Here is a 22,381-nt window from a genome sequence, read left to right as displayed (position 1 = left end):
CGAAGGTGTGCCATGCCCCTGAGCCATCCCCGTCGTTCGGTGCTGTCCGAGCAGGTCATCGCCGCGCTGCGGAACCAGATCACCTCGGGCGAGTGGCCGGTCGGCTCCCGGATCCCGACCGAGCCGGAGCTGGTCGAGCAGCTCGGGGTCGCCCGCAACACGGTCCGCGAGGCCGTCCGCGCGCTCGCGCACAACGGCCTGCTGGACATCCGCCAGGGCTCCGGTACGTACGTCGTGGCGACGAGCGAACTGGCCGGCGTGATGCACCGCCGCTTCGCGGACGCCGACCCCCGGCACATCGCCGAACTGCGCTCCACCCTGGAGTCGTCGGCGGCGCAACTGGCGGCCGAGCGGCGCACCGAGAAGGACCTCAAGCAGCTGGACGCCCTCCTCGTACGGCGTGAGGAGGCCTGGGCGTCGGGCGACACGGAGGCCTTCGTGACGGCCGACGCGACCCTGCACATGGCCGTCGTGGCGGCCTCCCACAACGACGTCATGACGGCGATGTACGCCGACCTCGGCGAGGTGCTGCGGGAGTGGCTGCGCGCGGACGTCGGCGAGGCGCTGACTCCGGAGACGTACATGGACCACACGCGGCTGGTGGACGCGATCCGCGCGGGTGACGCGCGGGCGGCCGCGGTGGAGGCCGCCGGCTATCCGTTCATGTGCCGCCCGGGGAGGCTCAGCTCGCCCGCTTCTGGTGGCTGACCCACACCGCGCGGACGTCCTCCCAGCAGCGGCCGGTGAGCCGTACGGTCTGTGCCGGTCCGGCGTCGGTCGCGATGCCGTCGCTGTCGATGTCCCACCAGCGGTCGCACTCGATGTGCAGGCTGACGCGGTCGGTCCGGGGGTACGGGTTGTGGCAGTACGCGATCACGTGCGAGCCGTGGACCGCGGTGCGGCAGTCGGCGCCGAACAGCTGGGGTGCGGCCGGTTTTCGGGCCTCCACGCGTGCGTGGGGCATCGCCTCGTACGCCAGGGAGATGACGAGCGCTACGGCGACGGTCACTGAGGCCAGGCTGCGGGACAGGCGCACAAGGGAAACCTCCTCGGCGGTGCTGGGGAGGGAATCGCGTGGTGAACGCGTAATCCAGGGTGCGCGGTTGTGCCCTGCCCCCGCCCGGCCGGAGGGGCCGAACGGGTGACGCCCCGCTCCCCGCGCGGTGCGGGAAACGGGGCGTCGACGCCGTAGGAGAGGCCTGGCCGGGAGGTCAGGCTCCGATGGCGTGCAGGCCGCCGTCCACGTGGACGATCTCGCCGGTGGTCTTCGGGAACCAGTCGCTCAGCAGGGCGACGATGGCCTTGCCGGCCGGCTCCGGGTCGTTGAGGTCCCACTCCAGGGGGGAGCGGTTGTCCCACACGGAGGCCAGCTCGCTGAAGCCCGGGATGGACTTGGCGGCCATCGAGCCGAGCGGGCCCGCGGAGACGAGGTTGCAGCGGATGTTCTGCTTGCCCAGGTCGCGGGCGAGGTAGCGGCTGGTGGCCTCCAGGGCGGCCTTGGCCGGGCCCATCCAGTCGTACTGCGGCCACGCGAAGGACGCGTCGAAGGTGAGGCCGACGACCGAGCCGCCGTTCTGCATCAGCGGCAGGCAGGCCATGGTCAGCGACTTCAGGGAGAACGCCGAGACGTGCATCGCCGTGGCGACGGACTCGAACGGCGTGTTGAGGAAGTTGCCGCCGAGCGCGTCCGGCGGCGCGAACCCGATGGAGTGCACGACACCGTCGAGGCCGCCCAGCTCCTCGCCCACGACGTCGGCGAGACGCGCGAGGTGCTCGTCGTTGGTGACGTCGAGCTCGATGACCTTGGTGGGCTTGGGGAGCTTCTTGGCGATGCGCTCGGTCAGCGTGGGCCGCGGGAACGCGGTCAGGATGATCTCGGCGCCCTGCTCCTGGGCCTGCTTGGCGGCGTGGAAGGCGATGGAGGACTCCAGCAGCACACCGGAGATCAGGACGCGCTTGCCCTCGAGAATTCCGCTCATGGTGATCAGTGACCCATTCCCAGTCCGCCGTCTACGGGGATGACGGCTCCAGTGATGTACGAGGCGTCGTCCGAGGCGAGGAACCGCACCGTCGCGGCGATCTCCTCGGGCTGCGCGTAACGGCCGAGCGGCACCTGCTTGACGATGCCCTCGCGCTGCTCGTCGGTGAGCACCTTGGTCATGTCGGTGTCGACGAAGCCGGGCGCGACGACGTTGAAGGTGATGTTGCGCGAGCCCAGCTCACGGGCGAGGGAGCGCGCGAAGCCGACCAGGGCGGCCTTGGAGGCGGCGTAGTTCGACTGGCCGGGGCCGCCCATCAGGCCGACGACCGACGAGATCAGCACGACGCGGCCCTTCTTGGCGCGCAGCATCGCGCGGTTGGCGCGCTTGACGACGCGGAAGGTGCCGGTGAGGTTCGTGTCGATGACCGAGGTGAAGTCCTCCTCGGACATGCGCATCAGGAGCTGGTCCTTGGTGACGCCGGCGTTGGCGATCAGGACCTCGACCGGGCCGTGCTCGGCCTCGATCTCCTTGTAGGCCTGCTCCACCTGCTCGGAGTCGGTGATGTCGCACTTCACGGCCAGGAAGCCGGCCGGCGGCTCTCCCGAGCGGTAGGTGATGGCGACCTTGTCGCCGGCGTCGGCGAACGCACGGGCGATGGCGAGGCCGATGCCCCGGTTGCCTCCGGTGACGAGAACCGAGCGGCTCAACGGATCACCCTTTCGATAGCGGTCCTGCACGCCTGCCCGGTACACCTGGTTGACAGGCGGCTTTATCGAAAACCTATCGGTCCGCCCCGTCCGGCGGACAATCGGGCACCGACAGTGGCTTACGGGACTCGCTGTCGGGTCCCTACAGAAAGGGCCGACGCGGCGCGGAAACGTGTGGTCCCCGCACCCGCTCGCGCGACATGATCGGACCCGACAGGCCACGACAGCAGGGAGACCTCCGTGCCTCATTCCATCGACGAAGCCTTCACGGCACTTCCGCTACGCGCCTTGGCCGACGCCGCGCTGGCACGCGCGCGTGCGCTCGGCGCCGAGCACGCGGACTTCCGGTTCGAGCGGGTGCGCAGCGCGTCCTGGCGGCTGCGGGACGCCCGGCCCGCCGGTACGTCGGACACCACCGACCTCGGGTACGCGGTGCGGGTCGTGCACGGCGGCACCTGGGGGTTCGCGTCGGGCGTGGACCTGAGCCTGGACGCCGCCGCCAAGGTCGCCTCGCAGGCGGTGGCGATGGCGAAGCTCTCCGCCCAGGTGATCAAGGCGGCCGGGTCGGACGAGCGGGTCGAGCTGGCCGCCGAGCCCGTGCACGAGGAGCGGACGTGGATCTCGTCGTACGAGATCGATCCGTTCTCGGTGCCCGACGAGGAGAAGGCGGGGCTGCTGGCGGACTGGAGCGCCCGGCTGCTCGCGGCGGACGGTGTCAACCACGTGGACGCGTCGCTGCTCACCGTGCACGAGAACAAGTTCTACGCCGACACCGCGGGGACGGTGACCACGCAGCAGCGGGTCCGGCTGCACCCGCAGTTGAACGCGGTGTCGGTCGACGAGTCGAGCGGTGAGTTCGACTCCATGCGCACGATCGCGCCGCCCGTGGGCCGCGGTTGGGAGTACCTGACGGGCACCGGCTGGGACTGGGACGAGGAGCTGGAGCGGATCCCCGAGCTGCTCGCGGAGAAGATGCGGGCGCCGAGCGTCGAGGCGGGCCTGTACGACCTCGTCGTCGACCCGTCCAACCTCTGGCTGACGATCCACGAGTCCATCGGCCACGCCACCGAACTGGACCGCGCGCTCGGCTACGAGGCCGCCTACGCCGGCACGTCCTTCGCCACCTTCGACAAGCTCAACAAACTGAAGTACGGCTCCGAGCGGATGAACGTCACCGGCGACCGCACCGCCGAGCACGGCCTCGCGACCATCGGCTACGACGACGAGGGCGTCGAGGGCCAGTCCTGGGACCTCGTCAAGGACGGCACCCTGGTGGGCTACCAACTCGACCGCCGCATCGCCAGGTTGACCGGCTTCGAGCGTTCCAACGGCTGCGCGTACGCCGACTCCCCCGGGCATGTGCCGGTGCAGCGCATGGCCAACGTGTCGTTGCAGCCGGACCCGGCGGGGCTGTCCACGGAGGATCTGATCGGCGGGGTCGACCGCGGGATCTACGTGGTCGGCGACCGGTCGTGGTCGATCGACATGCAGCGCTACAACTTCCAGTTCACCGGACAGCGGTTCTTCAGGATCGAGAACGGGCGGATCACCGGACAGCTGCGGGACGTCGCGTACCAGGCGACGACCACCGACTTCTGGGGGTCCATGGCGGCCGTCGGCGGTCCGCAGACCTACGTCCTGGGCGGCGCCTTCAACTGCGGCAAGGCCCAGCCGGGCCAGGTCGCCTCGGTCTCGCACGGCTGCCCGTCGGCCCTCTTCACGGGCGTCAACATCCTCAACACCACGCAGGAGGCCGGTCGATGAGTCCTCGTACGAACAAGCCGCACGAGATCGTCGAGCGTGCCCTCGAACTGTCGCGGGCCGACGGCTGTGTCGTCATCGCCGACGAGCAGTCGACCGCCAACCTCCGCTGGGCGGGCAACGCGCTGACCACGAACGGCGTCACGCGCGGGCGCACGCTCACCGTCATCGCGACCGTCGACGGCAAGGAGGGCACGGCCTCGGGGGTCGTGTCCCGGTCGGCCGTCACCCCGGAGGAACTGGAGCCGCTGGTGCGGGCCGCCGAGGCCGCCGCGCGCGGGGCCGAGCCCGCCGAGGACGCGCAGCCGCTCGTCACGGACGTACCCCAGTCGCCCGACTTCACGGACGGGCCCAGTGAGACGTCCTCCACGGTGTTCGCCGACTTCGCGCCGGCGCTCGGCGAATCGTTCGCACGCGCGCGTGCGGGCGGTCGCGAGCTGTACGGCTTCGCCTACCACGAGCTGGTCTCCAGCTACCTGGGTACGTCGACGGGCCTGCGCCTGCGCCACGACCAGCCGAACGGCACGCTGGAGCTGAACGCCAAGTCCCCGGACCGTACGCGCTCGGCCTGGGCCGGCCGCTCGACCCGGGACTTCAAGGACGTCGACCCGGCCGCGCTGGACGCCGAGTTGGCCGTACGACTGGGCTGGGCGGAGCGGAAGATCCAGCTGCCCGCGGGCCGGTACGAGACGCTGCTGCCGCCGACCGCGGTCGCGGATCTGCTGATCTACCAGATGTGGTCGGCGTCGGGCCGGGACGCGGTCGAAGGGCGCACGGTGTTCTCCAAGCCCGGCGGCGGCACGCGCGTGGGCGAGCGGCTCACCGAGCTGCCCCTGACCCTGCGCAGCGACCCGAACGAACCGGGCCTGGAATCCGCCCCGTTCGTGCTCGCGCACACCTCCGGGGGCGACCAGTCGGTCTTCGACAACGGGCTGCCGCTGACCGCCACCGACTGGGTGTGTGAGGGCGAGTTGCAGCACCTGCTGACCAGTCGGCACAGCGCGGGGCTGACCGGGCTGCCGGTCGCGCCGTCGATCGACAACCTGATCCTGAGCGGCGGCGAGGACCGTTCCCTGGAGGAGATGGTCGCGAACACCGAGCGCGGGCTGCTGCTGACCTGCCTCTGGTACATCCGCGAGGTCGACCCGGCGACGCTGCTGCTGACCGGGCTGACCCGGGACGGCGTCTACCTCGTCGAGAACGGCGAGGTGGCGGGCGAGGTGAACAACTTCCGGTTCAACGAGTCGCCGGTGGATCTGCTGGGGCGGGCGACCGAGGCGGGGCGGACGGAAAAGACGCTGCCGAGGGAATGGAGCGACTGGTTCACTAGGGCTGCGATGCCCGCGCTGCGGGTGCCCGACTTCAATATGAGCTCTGTCAGTCAGGGCGTATAACCTCGTACCTGATCCACGAGACCATCCCAAGGAGATACGAGAACCGTGACGGACATCGTCGACGAGCTGAAGTGGCGGGGCCTGTTCGCCCTGTCCACCGACGAAGATGCTTTGCGCAAGGCGCTCGCGGACGGTCCCGTCACGTTCTATTGCGGCTTCGACCCCACGGCGCCGTCGCTCCACCTGGGCCACCTGGTGCAGGTGCTCACCGTGCGCCGGCTCCAGCAGGCAGGCCACCGGCCGCTGGCGCTGGTCGGCGGGGCCACGGGCCAGATCGGCGACCCGCGCCCGACGGCGGAGCGCACGCTGAACGACCCGGAGACGGTCGCCGGCTGGGTCCAGAGGCTGCGCCGCCAGATCGAGCCGTTCCTGTCCTTCGAGGGCGAGAACGCCGCGGTCATGGTCAACAACCTCGACTGGACGGCGAACCTCTCCGCGATCGAGTTCCTCCGCGACATCGGCAAGCACTTCCGTGTCAACAAGATGCTGGCGAAGGACTCGGTCGCCAAGCGTCTGGACTCCGACCAGGGCATCAGCTACACGGAGTTCAGCTACCAGATCCTCCAGGGCATGGACTTCCTCCAGCTCTACCGGAGGTACGGCTGCACGCTCCAGCAGGGCGGCAGCGACCAGTGGGGCAACCTCACGGCGGGCCTGGACCTGATCCACCGCCTGGAGCCGGACGCCACGGTGCACGCCTACGGCACACCGCTGATGACCAAGGCCGACGGCACGAAGTTCAGCAAGTCCGAGGGCACCGCCATCTGGCTCGACCCGGAGATGACCACGCCGTACGCGTTCTACCAGTTCTGGCTGAACACGGACGACCGGGACATCTCCACGTACGCGCGCATGCTGTCCTTCAAGTCCCGTGAGGAGCTTGAGGAGTTGGAGCGGCAGACCGAGGAGCGCCCCCAGGCCCGTGCCGCGCAGCGCGCGCTGGCCGAGGAGCTGACGACGCTGGTGCACGGCGCCGAGCAGACGGCCGCCGTGACCGCCGCGTCCAAGGCCCTCTTCGGGCAGGGCGAGCTGGCGGAGCTCGACGAGAAGACGCTGGCCGCGTCGCTCTCCGAGGTGCCGCACGTCCAGGTCGCCGAACTCGGCCTGGTCGTGGACCTGTTCGCCGAGGTCGGCCTGGTGGCGAGCAAGTCGGCTGCGCGGCGGACCGTGAAGGAGGGCGGGGCCTATGTGAACAACGTGAAGGTCGCCGCCGAAGATGCCGTGCCGGCTAAGGAAGATCTGCTGCACGGGCGGTGGCTGGTGCTGCGGCGCGGCAAGAAGAACCTGGCGGCCGTGGAGGTCACGGGCGCGTGAGTGCTTGAGCGCATGGCGAAGGGGCGGTTTCCCGGTTCGGGAGGCCGCCCCTTCGTCGTACGACTGTCAGGCTCTCTGTTTGTTCTTGCCGATCGTCGCCATGTACGCCATGTCGACGACGAAGACGATGATGATCGCGGCGACGAGCTGGAACGCGTGGCGGCTCCAGTCGATGCCGCTGGTCGCGTCGACGCCGGCCGCTCGGGCGATCGCGTTGCCGACGATGGCGCCGAGAATGCCGCAGATGGTGGTCAGCCAGAGCGGACTGTGCTGCTTGCCCGGGATGATCGCCTTCGCGATCAGTCCCAGCACGAATCCCACGATGATCGCCCACAACCAGCCCATGGCTGCCTCCTTGTACGGCTCGACGTCCGACGTGAGCATTACGCCAAGTGTGGGTCCGGTCGCCGTACGGCGCATGTCGGGTACGGCCATACGCGCTACGGCGCAGTTCGTTCGCCCAGGCCGGAGGTCCCCCGGTCTCGAAGGCGACGGAGGCGCGGCGTAACGTAGGACGTGTCGGGGCCCGGTTCCCGGATCGGGTGCTGACCGGGGTTGCGGGCCGGGGAGAGTCCGATGCGGGCGGATGGTGGAATGTGATGCGGAAGCTGCACGGCGAAGGCAACGCCCAGGTGTTCCGGATCACCGGAGCCCGGACGGGACTCGCGGAGGACATCCGCGGCCGCCAGCGCCGGTACGTCATCTCGATGTCGATCCGTACGGTGTCGGTGATCCTCGCCTGTGCGCTGTGGAACGTCGAACGGCACGTCGCGATCGTCGCGTTGGTCCTCGGTGTGCTGCTCCCCTATGTCGCCGTCGTGATCGCGAACGCCGGGCGGGAGAACGCGCCGGGGCTTCCGTCCACGTTCGTCACCGCGCCGCTGCGGCCGATGATCGCGCCGCCGAGGGCGGACGGGACGTTCGCGGAACCCGTCCCGGAAGAGGTCGTGCCCGAGCCGGCACCCCACGCGGGAGGCGAACCGTACGACCGGTCGTGACCATGGCGAACGCGCCAGAACCGGACGTCGGCTCCGCACCAAGCTCAAGAAAAGCTCAGATCAATCATGTTGTTCCGGTGCCGGGCGAGCGGTCACCCGTGACATACTTCGTACGCGCTCCGCATCCCCCGTCGGAGCGACGGACCGACGCCGGGCAGCTCCCCCCGTGGCTGCTCGGCGTCGCCTTTATCAGCGCATCTGTGAGACGAATTCCGTGAGTTCCCGTGAGTGACGAGACCCCGATCTGCTCCGCGAAGGGCTGCCGCGCCGACGCCGTGTGGGTCCTCGCGTGGAACAACCCGAAGCTCCACACGCCGGAGCGACGCAAGACGTGGCTCGCGTGCGAGGAGCACCGCGAGCACCTGTCCCAGTTCCTCGGTGTGCGGGGTTTCCTGAAGGACGTCGTCACGTTCGAGGACTGGGAAGAGCCCGAGATCCCGTAGGCGCCTTCGTCTACGACGGCTGCTCAGCCGCCGATCGCCGACATCGGCCGGTCCGGCTGGAGGAACGAGGGGTCGTCCAGGCCCGAGCCCGCCTTCTTGCCCCACATCGCCTGGCGCCAGATGCGGGCGATCTCCTCGTCCGGGGCGTCGGAGCGGAGCGCGCTGCGGAGGCTGGTCTCCTCGCGGGCGAACAGGCAGTTGCGTATCTGGCCGTCAGCGGTGAGGCGGGTGCGGTCGCAGGCCGCGCAGAACGGGCGGGTGACCGAGGCGATGACGCCCACGCGGTGCGGGCCGCCGTCCACGGTCCAGCGCTCGGCGGGGGCCGAGCCGCGCTCGTCGGAGCCTTCGGGGGTCAGCTCGAAGCGGGTGCGGAGGGAGGTGAGGATGTCGCCTGCCGTGACCATGCCGTCGCGCGTCCAGCCGTGCTGGGCGTCCAGGGGCATCTGCTCGATGAAGCGCAGTTCGTAGTCGTGCTCCACGGCCCAGGCCAGCAGGTCGGGGGCCTCGTCGGCGTTGAGTCCCGGCATCAGCACCGAGTTGATCTTCACCGGGGTCAGACCGGCGTCGTGGGCGGCTTCCAGGCCCGCGAGGACGTCCTTGAGGCGGTCGCGGCGGGTGAGGGTCTTGAAGACGTCGGGGCGCAGGGTGTCCAGCGAGACGTTGACCCGGTCCAGGCCCGCCTTCTTCAGGGCGGCTGCCGTGCGCTTGAGGCCGATGCCGTTGGTGGTCAGGGACATCTGGGGGCGGGGCTCCAGGGCCGCGACCCGCTCGACGATGCCGACCAGGCCGGGGCGGAGCAGGGGCTCGCCGCCGGTGAAGCGGACCTCCTCGATGCCGAGGGAGGTGACCGCGATGTCTATCAGGCGGACGATCTCGTCGTCCGTGAGGAGGTCGGGCTTTGCCAGCCACTGCAGGCCCTCTTCGGGCATGCAGTACGTACACCGGAGATTGCACCGGTCGGTCAGCGAAACCCGCAGGTCGGTGGCTACTCGGCCATAGGTGTCGATGAGCACGTGTGCCCCCTCCCTCGTTTCGGATCGCATGTTTTCCGATACCTGCGAGCCTACGCGACACCACTGACAACGAGAGCGGCCCGATCCCACGAGGTACGACACGGCCGCGTCGTAGGGATCTACGACGCGGCCGTCGACGTGGGGGGACTGAGTGGGGGGACTCAGGTGGACCGGGTGGGGCGGGTCAGTGGGCTCCGGTGCCGGTCAGGGACCGTACCTCCAGCTCCGCGTACTTGCCGGTGTCCGGTTCCTCCTTGGAGAGGATCGTGCCGAGCCAGCCCAGCAGGAAGCCGACGGGGATGGAGATGATGCCGGGGTTCTCCAGGGGGAACCACTGGAAGTCGACGTGGGGGAACATCGACGTCTCCTTGCCGGAGACGACCGGCGAGAACAGGACCAGGCCGACCGCGGTGACCAGGCCGCCGTAGATCGACCAGAGGGCGCCCTGGGTGGTGAACCGCTTCCAGAAGAGGCTGTAGAGGATCGTCGGGAGGTTGGCGGAGGCGGCGACCGCGAAGGCGAGGGCGACCAAGCCGGCGACGTTCAGGTCGCGGGCGAGGGCGCCGAGGACGATGGAGACCGCGCCGATGCCGACCGTGGCGTAGCGGGCGGCGGCCATCTCCTGCTTCTCCGTGGCCTGGCCCCGCTTGATGACGTTCGCGTAGATGTCGTGGGCGAACGAGGAGGACGAGGCCAGGGTCAGGCCGGCGACGACCGCGAGGATCGTGGCGAAGGCGACCGCCGAGATGGTGGCCAGGAGGATGGCACCCCAGTTGGAGTCGACTCCGCCCAGATGCAGTGCCAGGAGTGGGGCGGCTGTGTTGCCCGCCTTGTTGGAGGCGATGATCTCGTCGGGTTTGATCAGCGCGGCGGCACCGAAGCCGAGCGCCAGGGTCATCAGGTAGAAGGCGCCGATCAGGCCGATGGCCCAGATGACCGACTTACGGGCGGCCTTGGCGGTGGGCACCGTGTAGAAGCGGATCAGGATGTGCGGCAGACCCGCGGTGCCGAGGACCAGGGCGAGGCCCAGGGAGATGAAGTCCAGCTTGGTGGTGCCGGTGGCGCCGTACTTGAGGCCGGGGTTCAGGAAGGCGGAGCCCTTGCCGCTGTTGGAGGCGGCCTTGCCCAGCAGGTCGGAGACGTTGAAGTTGAACTTCAGCAGCACCAGGAAGGTCAGCAGCAGCGCGCCGGCGATGAGCAGGCAGGCCTTGACCATCTGGACCCAGGTGGTGCCCTTCATGCCGCCGATGGTGACGTACACGATCATCAGGACGCCGACCAGGGCGACGATGCCGATCTTGCCCGCGTCGGTGGTGATGCCGAGGAGCAGCGAGACCAGGACGCCCGCGCCGGCCATCTGGGCCAGCAGGTAGAAGATCGACACCACGATGGTGGAGGTGCCGGCCGCGGTGCGGACCGGGCGCTGGCGCATGCGGTACGCGAGGACGTCGCCCATGGTGTAGCGGCCCGAGTTGCGCAGCGGTTCGGCCACCAGGAGCAGGGCGACCAGCCACGCGACAAGGAAGCCGATGGAGTACAGGAAGCCGTCGTAGCCGAAGAGGGCGATCGCGCCGGCGATGCCGAGGAAGGACGCGGCGGACATGTAGTCGCCGGAGACGGCGAGGCCGTTCTGGAAGGCGGTGAACTGGCGGCCGCCCGCGTAGAAGTCGGCGGCGCTCTTGGTCTGACGGCCCGCCCATACGGTGATGACGAGCGTCGCGGCGACGAAGATCGCGAACAGGGTGATGATCAGCGGCCGGTGCTGGCTCGCCTCGCCTGCGGCCAGGGTGATCGTGGGGCTCATGCGCCGCCCTCCATCCGGGACTTGATGGCCGCGCCCTTGGGGTCGAGCTTCGCGGCGGAGTAGCGCGCGTACCACCAGGCGATGAGGAACGTGGTGAGGAACTGCGCGAGGCCCAGGACCAGCGCGACATTGATGTTGCCGACGACCTTGGTGTCCATGAAATCGTCCGCGTAGTTGCACAGCAGCACGTAGAGCAGGTACCAGACGATGAAGGCGACGGTCACCGGGAAGGCGAAGGAGCGGTGGGCATGGCGCAGTTCGGCGAACTCCGCGCTCTCCTGGACCTGTTCGAACTCCTCGGTACTGGGGAGTTGGCGTTCGGCTTTCGAGGGGGGTGGTGTCTCGGTGGCCACGGTGTCTCCTCGCGTTACGGACCTGCGGGTTCTGGTCTGGCTCGGCGCTTCCTGCCCAAGGGCACGGCGCCGCACGTCGACCGGTTCAACTCCTTTGACTTCTTTCGGTAGTCGTCTTTGGGAAATCATTGCTGGCCAGCCATCGCGGGAGATAGCTTCAGGTCTGCACCACTCGTCATGTACCTGCCCGAGCGCGCCACCACGTCTCGGGCCGTTTCATTTCCGGATGATGTGGAGATCCCATGGCTCATCTGCGCCCCAGACGCCGGCTCGCCCTCGCCGTACCGGTCGTCCTGTCGCTGACCGCCTCGCTCGGCTTCCTCCCGTCGGCGGCCTCGGCGGTCCCGATCGCGGAGACCGGGACCGCGGCACAGGCCGCCGACGCACCGAACCTTGCGTATGTGGTCAACACCCGGCTGGACCACCGGACGATCAACTCGGTCAAGAAGGCGATCAATGCGGCCGGCGGCACCATCGTGGTGACGTACGAGAAGATCGGTGTCATCGTCGTCCACTCGGCGAACCCCGACTTCGGCGCGCGGATCCGTGCGGTGCGCGGTGTGCAGTCGGCGGGTGCCACGCGCACGGCGCCGCTGAGCCCCGCCTCGACGACCGACGAGGGCGCGGTGCAGTACCTCTCCAAGGACCAGGCCACGAAGACGGCGAAGGCCTCCGCCGCCGCCGGCGACAGCGAGCCCCTCGAGGCCGACCAGTGGGATCTGCCCGCGATCGGTGCCGACAAGGCCGCCAAGATCAACCCGGGCAGCAAGAGCGTGACAGTCGCCGTTATCGACGTCGGCGTCGACGACACCCACCCGGACATCGCCCCGAACTTCTCCGCCTCGCAGTCCGCCAACTGCGTGGGCGGCAAGGCGGACACCACGTACGGCGCCTGGCGCCCCGTGGACTCCAGCCACTACCACGGCACGCATGTCGCGGGTGAGATCGCCGCCGCCCGCAACGGCATCGGTGTGGCGGGTGTCGCGCCGGGTGTGAAGGTCGCCGGGATCACGGTGGCCGAGCCGGACTCGACCCAGCTGTTCTACCCGGAGAGCGTGGTCTGCGCGTTCGTGTTCGCCGCGGATCACGGCGTGGAGATCACCAACAACAGCTACTACGTTGATCCTTGGTTGTACAACTGCATGGACGACCCCGATCAACGTGCCATCGTTGATGCGGTCAACAGGGCCCAGCTGTACGCACAGAGCAAGGGCACGCTCAATGTCGCCGCGGCCGGCAACTCCAACGACGACCTGGACTCCCACGCCCTCGTCGACTCCTCCAGCCCCGACGACTCGACCGCGACGACCCGGACGGTCGACCCGCACGAGTGCTTCGACGTACCGACCCAGTTGCCGGGTGTCGTCACGGTGAGCTCGGTCGGCGTCAAGAAGGCCAAGTCGTACTTCTCCAGCTACGGCCAGGGCGTCATCGACGTGGCGGCGCCGGGCGGGGACGCCCTGCAGATCCCGGACACCCCGTCGAAGAACGGCCGCATCCTGTCGACGCTGCCGAACAACACGTACGGCTACCTCCAGGGCACCTCGATGGCGACCCCGCACGTCGCCGCCGTGGCCGCGCTGCTCAAGTCGACCCACCCGCACGCCAGTCCGGCCCAGTTGCAGGCGCTGCTGAAGGCCGAGGCCGACAACCCGGGCTGCCCGACCGAGCCGTACGACACCAACGGCGACGGCGTAGCGGACGCGACCTGCGTGGGCGGCAAGCGCGTCAACGGCTTCTACGGGTTCGGCATCGTCAACGCGTTGCGGGCGGTGAAGTAGCCCCTGCCTCTCCGATGACGCGGGCCGGGCGGATCTCCGCCCGGCCCGTTCATGTCTGTATCGCAGCCCTTTCAGTATTGATTGAATCAATACTGCATAGTGCAATCATGACTGACATCAAGATGGCATGGGCCGCTCTGGGCGGCGATCCCGCTCTGGTCCCGCGTGTCTCGACCGTCACGCGTCAGGGGGCGCTCGAAGCCCGGCTTCCCGTACGGGAGCTGGCGCGGGCCTGCGTAGGAGCGTGCGCGCTGGCCGCCGCCGAGCTGGGGGCGCGGCGGGCCGGGCTCGCTGAGGTGCCCGGGGTGCGGGTGGACGACGGGGCCGTCGCTACGGCGTTCGTCAGCGAGCAGCATCTGTTGATCGACGGGCGGGCGCCGGTCAGCTTCGCGCCGCTGTCACGGTTCTGGCGGACGGCCGACGGGTGGGTCCGCACCCACGCGAACTATCCGCACCACCGGGCGCGACTGCTGGACGCGTTGAAGCTGCCGGAGGGCGCGTCGGTGGAGAACGTGGCCGAGGTGCTCGCCGCGCGGTCCGCGCTCGAGGTCGAGGACAGGGTGCACAGCGCCGGGGGCCTCGCGGTCGCGCTGCGGACGGCGGAGGAGTGGGCCACGCACGCGCAGGGGGTCGCGGTGGCCGGGCGGCCGCTCGTCGAGCGCGAACGGCTCGACAGCGCACGCGCGCGTGCACTCCCGCCGCTCGACGGCGACCCGTTGCTGCCCGCCGCCGGACTGCGCGTGCTCGACCTGACCCGGGTCATCGCGGGCCCGATCGCCACGCGGACGCTCGCATTGTCGGGCGCGGACGTGCTGCGTGTGGACGCGCCGCAGTTGCCCGAGGACCCTGACGCGCACGCGGACACCGGTTTCGGTAAACGGTCGACCCGGGTGGACCTCGGCCTCGCGGCCGATCGGCGGATCTTCGAGGAGTTGCTCGCGCGGGCGGACGTGGTCGTCACCGGGTACCGGCCGGGCGCCCTGGACCGGTTCGGGCTCTCCCCCGAGGCGCTGGTCGACCGTAGACCTGGGCTGATCGTGGCGCAGTTGTCGGCGTGGGGTGCGTACGGGCCGTGGGGTGACCGGCGGGGGTTCGACAGCTTGGTGCAGGTCGCCACGGGCATCGCGGCGATCGAGGGGTCACCGGAACAGCCGGGCGCACTGCCTGCGCAGGCCCTCGACCATGGGACCGGGTATCTGCTGGCGGGCGCGGTGCTGCGGGCGGTGACGGAACAGGCCGAGCAGGGTTACGGCATCGCCCTGAGGTTGGCGCTTGCCCGGACTGCGGCGTGGTTGATGGCGGACGGGGGTGAGCGGGGAGGGGTGGCGGCCGGCGGGGTGACGGACGGGAGCGAGCAGGGCCAGGCTGCGCGCCAGCGCGGCGGAACCGCAGACGAGGATCGCGGGACGGCGTACAACCGGCCCGACGCCTGGCTCGTCGAGGCGGACAGCGGTATCGGGCGGCTACGACATGCCCTGTCGCCGGTGTCGTTCGTAGGTGGGCCCTCGAACTGGGCGCGGCCGCCGGGGTGTTGGGGCACGGACCCGGCTCGTTGGGCTTGATGCGGGGGTCGGGCGGAAAGGTACCTATGAGCGGAATGCCGTTCCCCCGGCCGTTTTGTTGCACTTGCCCGGTTCTGTGGCGGCTGGTGAAGATCTTGGGGTGACCTTGATACGACCGACTGTCGAAGTGGCCGACACGAGCGGCTCCGGGCGGCGCCCCGGTACGCGTCGAGCCGTCGCCGTACTGGCCCTCGTGGTGCTCGCCGCGCTGATACCCCTGCTCGGCCCGTCCGCCGCGCTGCACGACACCGGGGAGGCCGCCGCACCCGGAGTCGGCGGCATCGCGCTGCTACGGGCGATGGTGTTCGGCGCGCTGTGTGTCCCCGTGGGCGAGCTGTTCGTGAACCGGCTGGCGCATACCGTGCCCGGCGCTCCCCCGAACGGCCCCCGCAGCTGGGCCCTGTGCGCAGCCGGTGCCGGTTTCGTCGCCGCGCTGGGGCTCGCGTCGGTCGTGGCGACGGGCAACCTGGTGCCGCACAGCCTCGCCCAGATCGACGTCGGCGGCCTCTACCAGTCCCGGGACGGCAAGTTGGCGCTCCTGGAGGTGAACGCGTTCGCCATGGCGGCCCTGTGCGCCCGGTCGCGCAGACCCGGCCTCCAGGTGTGGCCCCTGGCCGCCGTGGTCGTCGCGGAGGCGCTGCGCGTGCACCCGGCGAGCGAACACAGCCCCCTGATCGGCTCCGAACTCACCCTGGTGCACCTGACGTGCGCTGCGCTGTGGGTGGGCGGTCTGCTGCACGTGCTGCGGACACTGCGGCAGTGGCGCGGTACCGAGGCGGGGGCCGCGTTGTTGGGACTCTACGCGCGCGTGGCGGCCGTACTGCTCGCCGCGATCACTGCCACGGGGGTGTGGAGTTCGCTGCGCCGGATGCCGGCCGGCACGATCCTGGACCAGCTGACGACGACGGCGTACGGGCGCACCCTGCTCGCCAAGGTGATCCTCGTGGCCGCCGTCGCCGTCCTCGCTCTGTGGGCGCGGTCCCGGCTGCGGCGGGCCGCCGATCCGCTGACCGCCTGCTCACCCGCGCGGGCGGAGGTCGTCACCCTGGGGGTGGTGGTCATGGTCTCCGGACTGTTGACGGCCTTGCCGGTGCCGATCCGGTGGCATTGATCAACCCGTCGCTCAACCGGTCGCTCGACCAGTCAATGTCTGCCGTCAATACTTGATCAACTGTTCGTGACGAGGACCTTCAGGGCCGTGCGCTCGTCCATCGCCTTGTAGCCGTCGGGCACGCCCTCCAGGCCGACCGTCAGGTCGAAGACGGGCGAGGGGTCGATCGTGCCGTCCAGGATGTCGGGCAACAGCTCCGGGATGTACGTGCGGACCGGTGCGACGCCGCCGCGCAGCGCGATGTTCCGGTCGAACATGACCCCGAGGTCGAGCCCCGTGCCGCTGCCGTGCGGCACGCCGACGAAGCCGATCGCGCCGCCGTCGCGCGCGATGTCGACGGCCGTGCGCATGGACTGCTCGGTGCCGACGGCCTCGACGACGGCGTGTGCGCCCTGGCCGCGGGTGAGTTCGCGGACGGCCGCGACGGCCTCCTCGCCACGCGCCGCGACGACGTCGGTGGCGCCGAAGCGGCGGGCGATGTCCGTGCGCACCTCGTGGCGGCCGAGCGCGATGATCCGCTCGGCGCCGAGGCGCTTGGCGGCGAGCACTGCGCACAGGCCGACCGCTCCGTCGCCCACGACGGCGACGGTGGCCCCCTTGCGGACGCCCGCGCCGAGCGCCGCGTGGTGGCCGGTGCCCATGACGTCCGACAGGGTCAGCAGCGCGGACAGCAGGTGGTCGTCGGAGGCCGCTTCCTTCGGCAGCCGTACGAGGGTGCCGTCGGCGAAGGGCACACGTACCGCCTCGCCCTGGCCGCCGTCGTAGCCCACGGCGCCCCAGAAGCCGCCGTGCACGCAGGACGTGGTGAGGCCCTCGCGGCAGTAGTCGCAGACACCGTCGGACCACACGAAGGGCGCGACCACGAGGTCGCCGGTCCTGACGCCGGTCACCTCGGAGCCGGTCTCCTCCACGATCCCGAGGAACTCGTGTCCGATGCGCTGCCCGGGCTGCCGGGCCGACTCGCCGCGGTACGCCCACAGGTCGCTGCCGCAGATGCAGGCGCGCAGCACCCGGACGACGGCGTCGGTGGGCAGCTGCACCAAAGGCTCGGGCACGTCCTCCACGCGCATGTCGAACGGGGCGTGGATGGTGGTGGCGCGCATGGCGAGGGTCCTTCTCGTCGCGGGTGTGCTGATGCGCTCATGGGGTGGTCGAGCGCACTTCACGGTACGCCGCCGCCGGTGCGCGACGCTCGGCGAGGGTGCCGAGCACGCCCTGGACCAGCAGGAACTGCGCGGCGACGTACGTCAGCATGATCCAGAAGTCGGGCCTGGGCGGCTGCGGCCAGTCGGCGACCCCGGTCGCGATGAGGGTGTCGGAGACCATGAAGAGCGCCCCGCCGAGCCCGGCGACGAGGCCGAACCGGGTGGCCGCGGCACACGCCATGGCCGTGAGGAGGGCGCTGTAGCCGGCCACGGGGACGCGCAGGTCCGCCGGGAGGTCGGGCCACAGCAGCATGACGGTGACGGCCAGGGCGACGGCGTATCCGGCGGCGAGAAGGCCGGCACGCACGCGTGGAGCACTGTTCAGGCCGCCGTACGTCCTGAAGAGGGCGAGGTAGCAGAGGTGGCCTGCCGCGAAGCAGGCCATGCCGGCGAGGAAGGCGGGGTCGGCGTCGGAGAGCAGCAGAGTGTCGCCTCCCCAGCCGAAGAGGAGCGCGGCGACGAGGAGCCGGGGTGCGCCGCGCAGGGCCGCGTACGCGGCGAGGAGCGGCATCAGGAGGGGCTTGGTGACGGTGTGGCCGGGGTCGTAGCCGACGGCGAGCGCGAGCAGGTCCAGGAGGGCTACCAGTCCGAAGACGGCCAGGAATGTGCGCGAGACGGCCGGGTGTGCGGAACGTGGGTTCACGCGGCCGCGGTCTCCTCGGCGGCCGGAACGCCCTGCGCCGGGGCGGGCACCGGCTGCCAGCCCGGTCCCCGGAACACGCGTCCCGCGCGCTCGCGCCAACTGGTCGCCGCCTTCAGGTCCTTGGCGATGGCGACGTACTCATGGGTGGCCACCTTGATCGGGTTGAACGTGTTGATGTTCTTCGTCAACCCATAGACGGGCCGCTCAACCTCGGGCACGAAGGACCCGAAGAGCCGGTCCCAGACGATGAGGATGCCGCCGAAGTTGCGGTCCAGATAGCCGCCCTGGGAGGCGTGGTGGACCCGGTGGTGGGACGGCGTGTTGAAGACGAACTCGAACCAGCGGGGCATCCGGTCGATCCGCTCGGTGTGGATCCAGAACTGGTAGACGAGGTTCGCCGAGGAGCAGAACGCCAGCGCGGCGGGGTGCACGCCCAAGGCGATGAGCGGGACGTAGAACGGCCACACCGTGAGGGTCGTCCAGGGCTGGCGCAGGGCCGTGGTGAGGTTGAACCTGCGGCTGGAGTGGTGGACGACGTGGCAGGCCCACAGGATGCGGATGACGTGGTGGCCGCGGTGGGACCAGTAGTAGAAGAAGTCCTGCCCGAGCAGCATCAGCGGGATCGTCCACCACAGGACGGGCACGCGCAGCGGGGTGAGTTCGTAGACCGCCGTGTAGATCGCGACGATCGGGATCTTCCAGAGGAAGTCGAAGACGAGACTCCCGAGGCCCATGCCGACGCTCGTGACGGCGTCCTTCGTCTCGTAGCCCGCCGCGTCCTCGTCGGGATGGACGCGCACGCTGATCATCTCGATCACGGTGAGCAGCACGAAGGCGGGTATCGACCAGAGCACGGCATCGGGCAGGTTCGGCATGGATGAACCGTAAAACCGCGAATCGGCCGCGACTAGACGTTGTTACCCACAAGTATTACCGGGGGTACGCGCTTGCTTGTTGGCGATCTCCGCCAATGGGCCCGCCATGTCCCGGTTGTGGGTCACTACACCCCGGCCGCCCCCAGCAACGCCCCCGCCGCGTAGGTGACCCCCATCGCCAGCGCCCCGCCTGCCACGTTCCGCAGCATCGCCGGTCTCGTGTCCGCCGCCCCGAGCCGGGCGCTGCTCCAGCCCGTCAGGACCAGCGCGGCCAGGGACGACACCACGGTGACGCCGAGCCGCCAGTCGGCCGGGGGCAGGACGATCGCCAGCAGCGGCAGCAGCGCACCGACCGTGAAGGAGAGAAAGCTCGCCCAGGCCGCGTGCCAGGGGTTGGTGAGGTCGTCGGGGTCGATGTTGAGCTCCACGCGCGCGTGGGCACGCAGCGCGTCGCGTTCCGTGAGCTGGGCCGCCGCCTCCATGGCCACCTCACGGGTCAGGCCGCGGTCCTGGAGGAGCTCGGTCAACTCCTCCAGTTCGGCCTCCGGTTGCTCCTTCAGCTCGCGCTTCTCCAGAGCCAGGGCGGCCTTCTCCGAGTCGCGCTGGGTGGAGACGGACACGTACTCCCCCGCAGCCATCGACATGGAGCCGGCGAGAAGGCCCGCGAGGCCGGCCGTCAGCAGTGCCGAGCGGTCGTCCGTGGCACCGGCCACGCCGACGACGAGACCGGCGGTGGACACGATGCCGTCGTTGGCTCCCAGTACCGCGGCCCGCAGCCAGTTCAACCGCGAGCCCAGGGAGCCGTCATGGGCCTCGTCATGGTTCTCGCCGTGGGCCTCGTCGTCGGTCGGTTCCGTCACACCGCAAAGGATCGCACCCCCGCCCTCACCACACCCGTACCGACGCTCCCCGCGCGAACACCGGGCTCGTCGCGCCCGCCGGAGGTTCGGCGAGCGGCTCCGCGATCTCGGTCACCAGGGGGCCGACCTTCGCCGCGATCGGGTCCAGGGTGTCGAGGTCGAAGCCGTAGACGCGGGCCGCGTTGCCGCCGATCATCGCCGCGACCTCGTCGCGCGGCACGCGCGCGTAGGCGAAGCGGAGGCCCTCCCTGGAGTACGGGTACGTGCCCTCGTCGTGCGGGTAGTCGCTCCCCCACATGATCTTCTCGATGCCGATGCGCTCGCGCAGGGGCACCTCATGGGGGCGCATGAAACTGGCGCCCACGAAGCAGTTGTCGCGCCATACCTCCGAGGGACCCTTGCCCATCGAAGTGGCAAGCCCCGCGCCGAACTTGGACTCCGCGGTCGATGCCTTCGACGCCGCCGCGACCAGCCGCCCGTGGTAGTAGTCCAGCATGTCGAGCACCCCGGGTATCCAGCCGGAGCCCTGCTCGGTCAGGACCAGTCTCAAGTCGGGGTGACGGCGGAACGCGCCGCCGAAGATGAGGTGCCACAGGGCGCGGTGCGAGAACCAGGTCGTCTCGACCATGTACACCGCGCGGGCGGCCGGTTCATCACCGAGGGGCGGAGACGCCGAGCCCGCGTGGTGGTTGACGGGGACGCCGAGTTCCGCGCACACGGCCCAGATCGGGTCGTACGTCGCCGAGTACAGCTCGGGCAGCCCCGAGCCCGGCGGAGTGCCGGGCAGCAGCAGGCCGCCCCGGAGGCCCGCCTCGACCGCCCACCGGATCTCCTGGACGGCCTCCGGGACGTCGTTGAGGAGGATCTGGAAGACCCCAGCCCGTCGGCCCGGCGCCGCCGCGCAGAAGTCCGCCAGCCAGCGGTTGTGGGCCCGCAGGCCGGCCCAGCGGCGCCGGAACTCCTCGGCCGTGGGCGCGGGCGCCATCAGGGAGCCGGACGGGAAGAACGGCGGGATGGTGTTCGGGAAGACGACCTCCGCGACGATCCCGTCCTCCTCCAGCTCCGCGATCCGCCGCCCGGAGTTCCAGTTCTTGTCGGCCGTGTCGGCGACCAGGTCCTCGTACGGGTTGACGTACGTGGCCGCCCACGCGTCGAACTCGTCGTGGTACCGCTTCTCCAAGTAGGGCCTGTAGTCCGGGAGATCGGCGCCCGCGTGACAGTCGGCGGAGATGACCGTGTACCGGTCCGCACCGCCGGGACCCACGGAACCCAGGGAGCCCGTCGTGCTCATGGTGTCGCCCCCAGGACCGGGAAGTCGTGGTCGGTCAGCCAGTGCCGCCCCACCTCCCGCGAGCGCGCCCAGGACGCCGTCACGGCCTCCTGGTCGTCCCGCTGGCCCAGTTCGGCGGGGGTCGGGCCGATCCGGCGGGCCAGCGGCTCCAGGGCCGCCACGTCGAAGCCGAACGCGTCCGCCGCCGCCAGGCCCAGCATGCGGCGGGTCTCGTCCACCGGGATGTCGTGGAAGGTGCGCTTCAGCCACGCGCGCGTGTCGGGCCAGGTGCCCTCGGGGTGCGGAAAGTCGCTGCCCCAGAGGATGTTGTCGACCCCGATCTCGTACCGCTGGGCGAGTTCACGGCGCTTGGTGTTGGTGGCGCAGATGAAGACCTGCCGGTCGAGGTACTCGCTCGGCGGCCGCTTCAGCTCCGCGAACGGCGACAGCTTCTTGCCGCCGTGGGCGCCCAGGTAGAGGCGGTCCATGAACCACAGCTGGTTCGGCAGCCACCAGCAACCCGACTCCGCGACACCGAACTTGAGGCCCGGGTGGCGCTCGAAGACCCCGGACCAGAGCAGGAACCACAGCGGCCGGGCGGGCCACCAGGTCACCTCGCTCACGTAGATGCCCAGGTGGTCGCCGTACTCGTGGCGGGGTGCCGCCCCGGAGTGTGTGAGCACGGGCATCGCGCACTCGGCGGCGGTCGCCCACACGGGGTCGTAACGGCGGTCGTGGTAGGGCTCCTTGTCGACCCACATGGAGGGGATCATCAGGGCGCCGAGGCCCGACTCCTTGGCGCGGCGGATCTCCGCGACGACCTTCTCCGTAGGGGCCGTCACGGGCAACAGGGCGACTCCGCAGTGCCGTTCGGGATTCTCGGAGACGAAGTCGGCGAGCCAGCGGTTGTGGGCCTGGGCACCCGCCATGCCCAACTCGGGGTCCTGGTCCCCGGAGAGGCCGAGGCCCACTCCGAAGGGCGCGGCCGTCTGGCTGTCGACCGCGTCCGCGTCCGGGAAGACCACCTCGGCGGCCACCCCGTCCCCGTCCAGCTCCTTGAGGCGCTGCGCGGTGTCCCAACCCCCGCGCAGGCCCTCCTCGTTGTCCTGGAACCACTTCGTCGCGAACGCCTCGTTGCGGATGCCGAGCCGGGTCATCTCCTCGCGGCGGCGGTCACGTCCGGCGAGGAACTCGTCGAAGTCCCGGTGGAACCGGGCGTCCAGATAGGGCCGGTACTCCTCGGTGGGCAGCCCGGCGTGGCAGTCGGAGGAGATGATCAGGTACGGCTCCTGGTCGGTCACAACA

At 70.2% G+C, this 22,381-nt stretch carries 22 protein-coding genes; 9 read left to right on the top strand and 13 right to left on the bottom strand.

Annotation, left to right across the window (positions count from 1 at the left end; genetic code table 11):
• Positions 1-12 precede the first annotated feature (12 nt).
• Positions 13-708, top strand: coding sequence for a FadR/GntR family transcriptional regulator (locus OG504_RS40460; RefSeq protein WP_405994236.1), 696 nt, complete (start codon positions 13-15; stop codon positions 706-708).
• On the opposite strand, the gene OG504_RS40455 is transcribed toward OG504_RS40460, so the two are convergent.
• The 3 genes from OG504_RS40455 to fabG all read right to left on the bottom strand — a co-directional run bounded on the left by OG504_RS40455 (position 683) and on the right by fabG (position 2,689).
• Positions 683-1,036: a hypothetical protein gene (locus OG504_RS40455; RefSeq protein WP_327405077.1), complete on the bottom strand. Its 354-nt coding sequence runs from the start codon at positions 1,034-1,036 to the stop codon at positions 683-685. The two genes, OG504_RS40460 and OG504_RS40455, sit on opposite strands and share 26 nt — an antisense overlap.
• A gap of 175 nt (positions 1,037-1,211) precedes the next feature.
• A complete protein-coding gene (gene fabI / locus OG504_RS40450; protein ID WP_124002436.1) occupies positions 1,212-1,979 on the bottom strand; it encodes an enoyl-ACP reductase FabI in 768 nt (255 codons plus the stop codon).
• Positions 1,980-1,984: 5 nt separating this feature from the next.
• Positions 1,985-2,689, bottom strand: a complete 705-nt coding sequence (gene fabG, locus OG504_RS40445; protein ID WP_405994235.1) for a 3-oxoacyl-[acyl-carrier-protein] reductase — start codon at positions 2,687-2,689, stop codon at positions 1,985-1,987.
• A 240-nt stretch (positions 2,690-2,929) separates the two neighbouring features.
• On the opposite strand from fabG, the gene OG504_RS40440 reads away from it, so the two are divergent.
• From OG504_RS40440 to tyrS, 3 genes are read left to right on the top strand one after another with little or no spacing between them, the layout of a single operon-like run.
• On the top strand, positions 2,930-4,453 hold the full coding sequence (locus OG504_RS40440; RefSeq protein WP_405994234.1) for a TldD/PmbA family protein: 1,524 nt from the start codon (positions 2,930-2,932) through the stop codon (positions 4,451-4,453).
• Positions 4,450-5,844 (top strand): metallopeptidase TldD-related protein, encoded by a 1,395-nt coding sequence (locus tag OG504_RS40435; RefSeq protein ID WP_405994233.1) that lies wholly within the window; start codon positions 4,450-4,452, stop codon positions 5,842-5,844. The genes OG504_RS40440 and OG504_RS40435 overlap by 4 nt, the downstream gene beginning before the upstream one ends.
• A gap of 45 nt (positions 5,845-5,889) precedes the next feature.
• Positions 5,890-7,158, top strand: coding sequence for a tyrosine--tRNA ligase (tyrS, locus tag OG504_RS40430; protein WP_405994232.1), 1,269 nt, complete (start codon positions 5,890-5,892; stop codon positions 7,156-7,158).
• 66 nt (positions 7,159-7,224) lie between these two features.
• On the opposite strand, the gene OG504_RS40425 is transcribed toward tyrS, so the two are convergent.
• Positions 7,225-7,503 (bottom strand): GlsB/YeaQ/YmgE family stress response membrane protein, encoded by a 279-nt coding sequence (locus OG504_RS40425; RefSeq protein ID WP_033286407.1) that lies wholly within the window; start codon positions 7,501-7,503, stop codon positions 7,225-7,227.
• 254 nt (positions 7,504-7,757) lie between these two features.
• Here OG504_RS40425 and OG504_RS40420 point away from each other — a divergent pair, with 254 nt between their 5' ends.
• Together OG504_RS40420 and OG504_RS40415 are read left to right on the top strand one after the other, a co-directional pair.
• Positions 7,758-8,156, top strand: coding sequence for a DUF3099 domain-containing protein (locus OG504_RS40420; protein ID WP_405994231.1), 399 nt, complete (start codon positions 7,758-7,760; stop codon positions 8,154-8,156).
• Positions 8,157-8,380: 224 nt separating this feature from the next.
• A complete protein-coding gene (locus OG504_RS40415; RefSeq protein WP_405994230.1) occupies positions 8,381-8,599 on the top strand; it encodes a hypothetical protein in 219 nt (72 codons plus the stop codon).
• 23 nt (positions 8,600-8,622) lie between these two features.
• Here the strand turns inward: OG504_RS40415 and moaA are convergent, their stop codons facing one another.
• The 3 genes from moaA to OG504_RS40400 form a co-directional block, all read right to left on the bottom strand.
• On the bottom strand, positions 8,623-9,612 hold the full coding sequence (gene moaA, locus OG504_RS40410; RefSeq protein ID WP_405994229.1) for a GTP 3',8-cyclase MoaA: 990 nt from the start codon (positions 9,610-9,612) through the stop codon (positions 8,623-8,625).
• Positions 9,613-9,796: 184 nt separating this feature from the next.
• A complete protein-coding gene (locus OG504_RS40405; RefSeq protein ID WP_405994228.1) occupies positions 9,797-11,416 on the bottom strand; it encodes a cation acetate symporter in 1,620 nt (539 codons plus the stop codon).
• Entirely contained in the window at positions 11,413-11,769 is a 357-nt protein-coding gene (locus tag OG504_RS40400) for a DUF485 domain-containing protein (RefSeq protein WP_405994227.1), read from the bottom strand. Before OG504_RS40400 ends, OG504_RS40405 begins: the two co-directional genes overlap by 4 nt.
• A 242-nt stretch (positions 11,770-12,011) precedes the next feature.
• On the opposite strand from OG504_RS40400, the gene OG504_RS40395 reads away from it, so the two are divergent.
• The 3 genes from OG504_RS40395 (at position 12,012) to OG504_RS40385 (ending at position 16,223) form a co-directional block, all read left to right on the top strand.
• Positions 12,012-13,550: a S8 family serine peptidase gene (locus tag OG504_RS40395; protein WP_405994226.1), complete on the top strand. Its 1,539-nt coding sequence runs from the start codon at positions 12,012-12,014 to the stop codon at positions 13,548-13,550.
• A gap of 107 nt (positions 13,551-13,657) precedes the next feature.
• On the top strand, positions 13,658-15,112 hold the full coding sequence (locus OG504_RS40390; protein ID WP_405994225.1) for a CoA transferase: 1,455 nt from the start codon (positions 13,658-13,660) through the stop codon (positions 15,110-15,112).
• Positions 15,113-15,212: 100 nt separating this feature from the next.
• Positions 15,213-16,223 carry a CopD family protein gene (locus OG504_RS40385; protein WP_405994224.1) on the top strand — a complete coding sequence of 337 codons (1,011 nt, stop codon included), beginning with the start codon at positions 15,213-15,215 and terminating at the stop codon, positions 16,221-16,223.
• A gap of 56 nt (positions 16,224-16,279) precedes the next feature.
• Here OG504_RS40385 and OG504_RS40380 read toward each other — a convergent pair whose 3' ends face one another.
• The 6 genes from OG504_RS40380 to OG504_RS40355 form a co-directional block, all read right to left on the bottom strand.
• The gene (locus OG504_RS40380; RefSeq protein WP_405994223.1) at positions 16,280-17,326 is read right to left on the bottom strand and encodes a zinc-dependent alcohol dehydrogenase family protein; all 1,047 of its coding nucleotides are present in this window, start codon (positions 17,324-17,326) and stop codon (positions 16,280-16,282) included.
• 37 nt (positions 17,327-17,363) lie between these two features.
• Positions 17,364-18,071 (bottom strand): lysoplasmalogenase, encoded by a 708-nt coding sequence (locus OG504_RS40375; RefSeq protein ID WP_405994222.1) that lies wholly within the window; start codon positions 18,069-18,071, stop codon positions 17,364-17,366.
• The gene (locus OG504_RS40370) at positions 18,068-18,946 is read right to left on the bottom strand and encodes a sterol desaturase family protein (RefSeq protein WP_405994221.1); all 879 of its coding nucleotides are present in this window, start codon (positions 18,944-18,946) and stop codon (positions 18,068-18,070) included. The genes OG504_RS40375 and OG504_RS40370 overlap by 4 nt, the downstream gene beginning before the upstream one ends.
• Before the next feature lie 125 nt (positions 18,947-19,071).
• Positions 19,072-19,806 (bottom strand): VIT family protein, encoded by a 735-nt coding sequence (locus OG504_RS40365; protein ID WP_405994220.1) that lies wholly within the window; start codon positions 19,804-19,806, stop codon positions 19,072-19,074.
• Between the two features lie 25 nt (positions 19,807-19,831).
• Entirely contained in the window at positions 19,832-21,097 is a 1,266-nt protein-coding gene (locus OG504_RS40360) for an amidohydrolase family protein (RefSeq protein ID WP_405994219.1), read from the bottom strand.
• Positions 21,094-22,377, bottom strand: coding sequence for an amidohydrolase family protein (locus OG504_RS40355; protein ID WP_405994218.1), 1,284 nt, complete (start codon positions 22,375-22,377; stop codon positions 21,094-21,096). The genes OG504_RS40360 and OG504_RS40355 overlap by 4 nt, the downstream gene beginning before the upstream one ends.
• Between the last annotated feature and the right edge of the window lie 4 nt (positions 22,378-22,381).

The organism is Streptomyces sp. NBC_00986, from assembly GCF_045162565.1.
In the GTDB taxonomy this organism is placed as follows: Bacteria; Actinomycetota; Actinomycetes; order Streptomycetales; family Streptomycetaceae; genus Streptomyces.
This window is presented reverse-complemented; position numbering and strand designations above follow the sequence as displayed.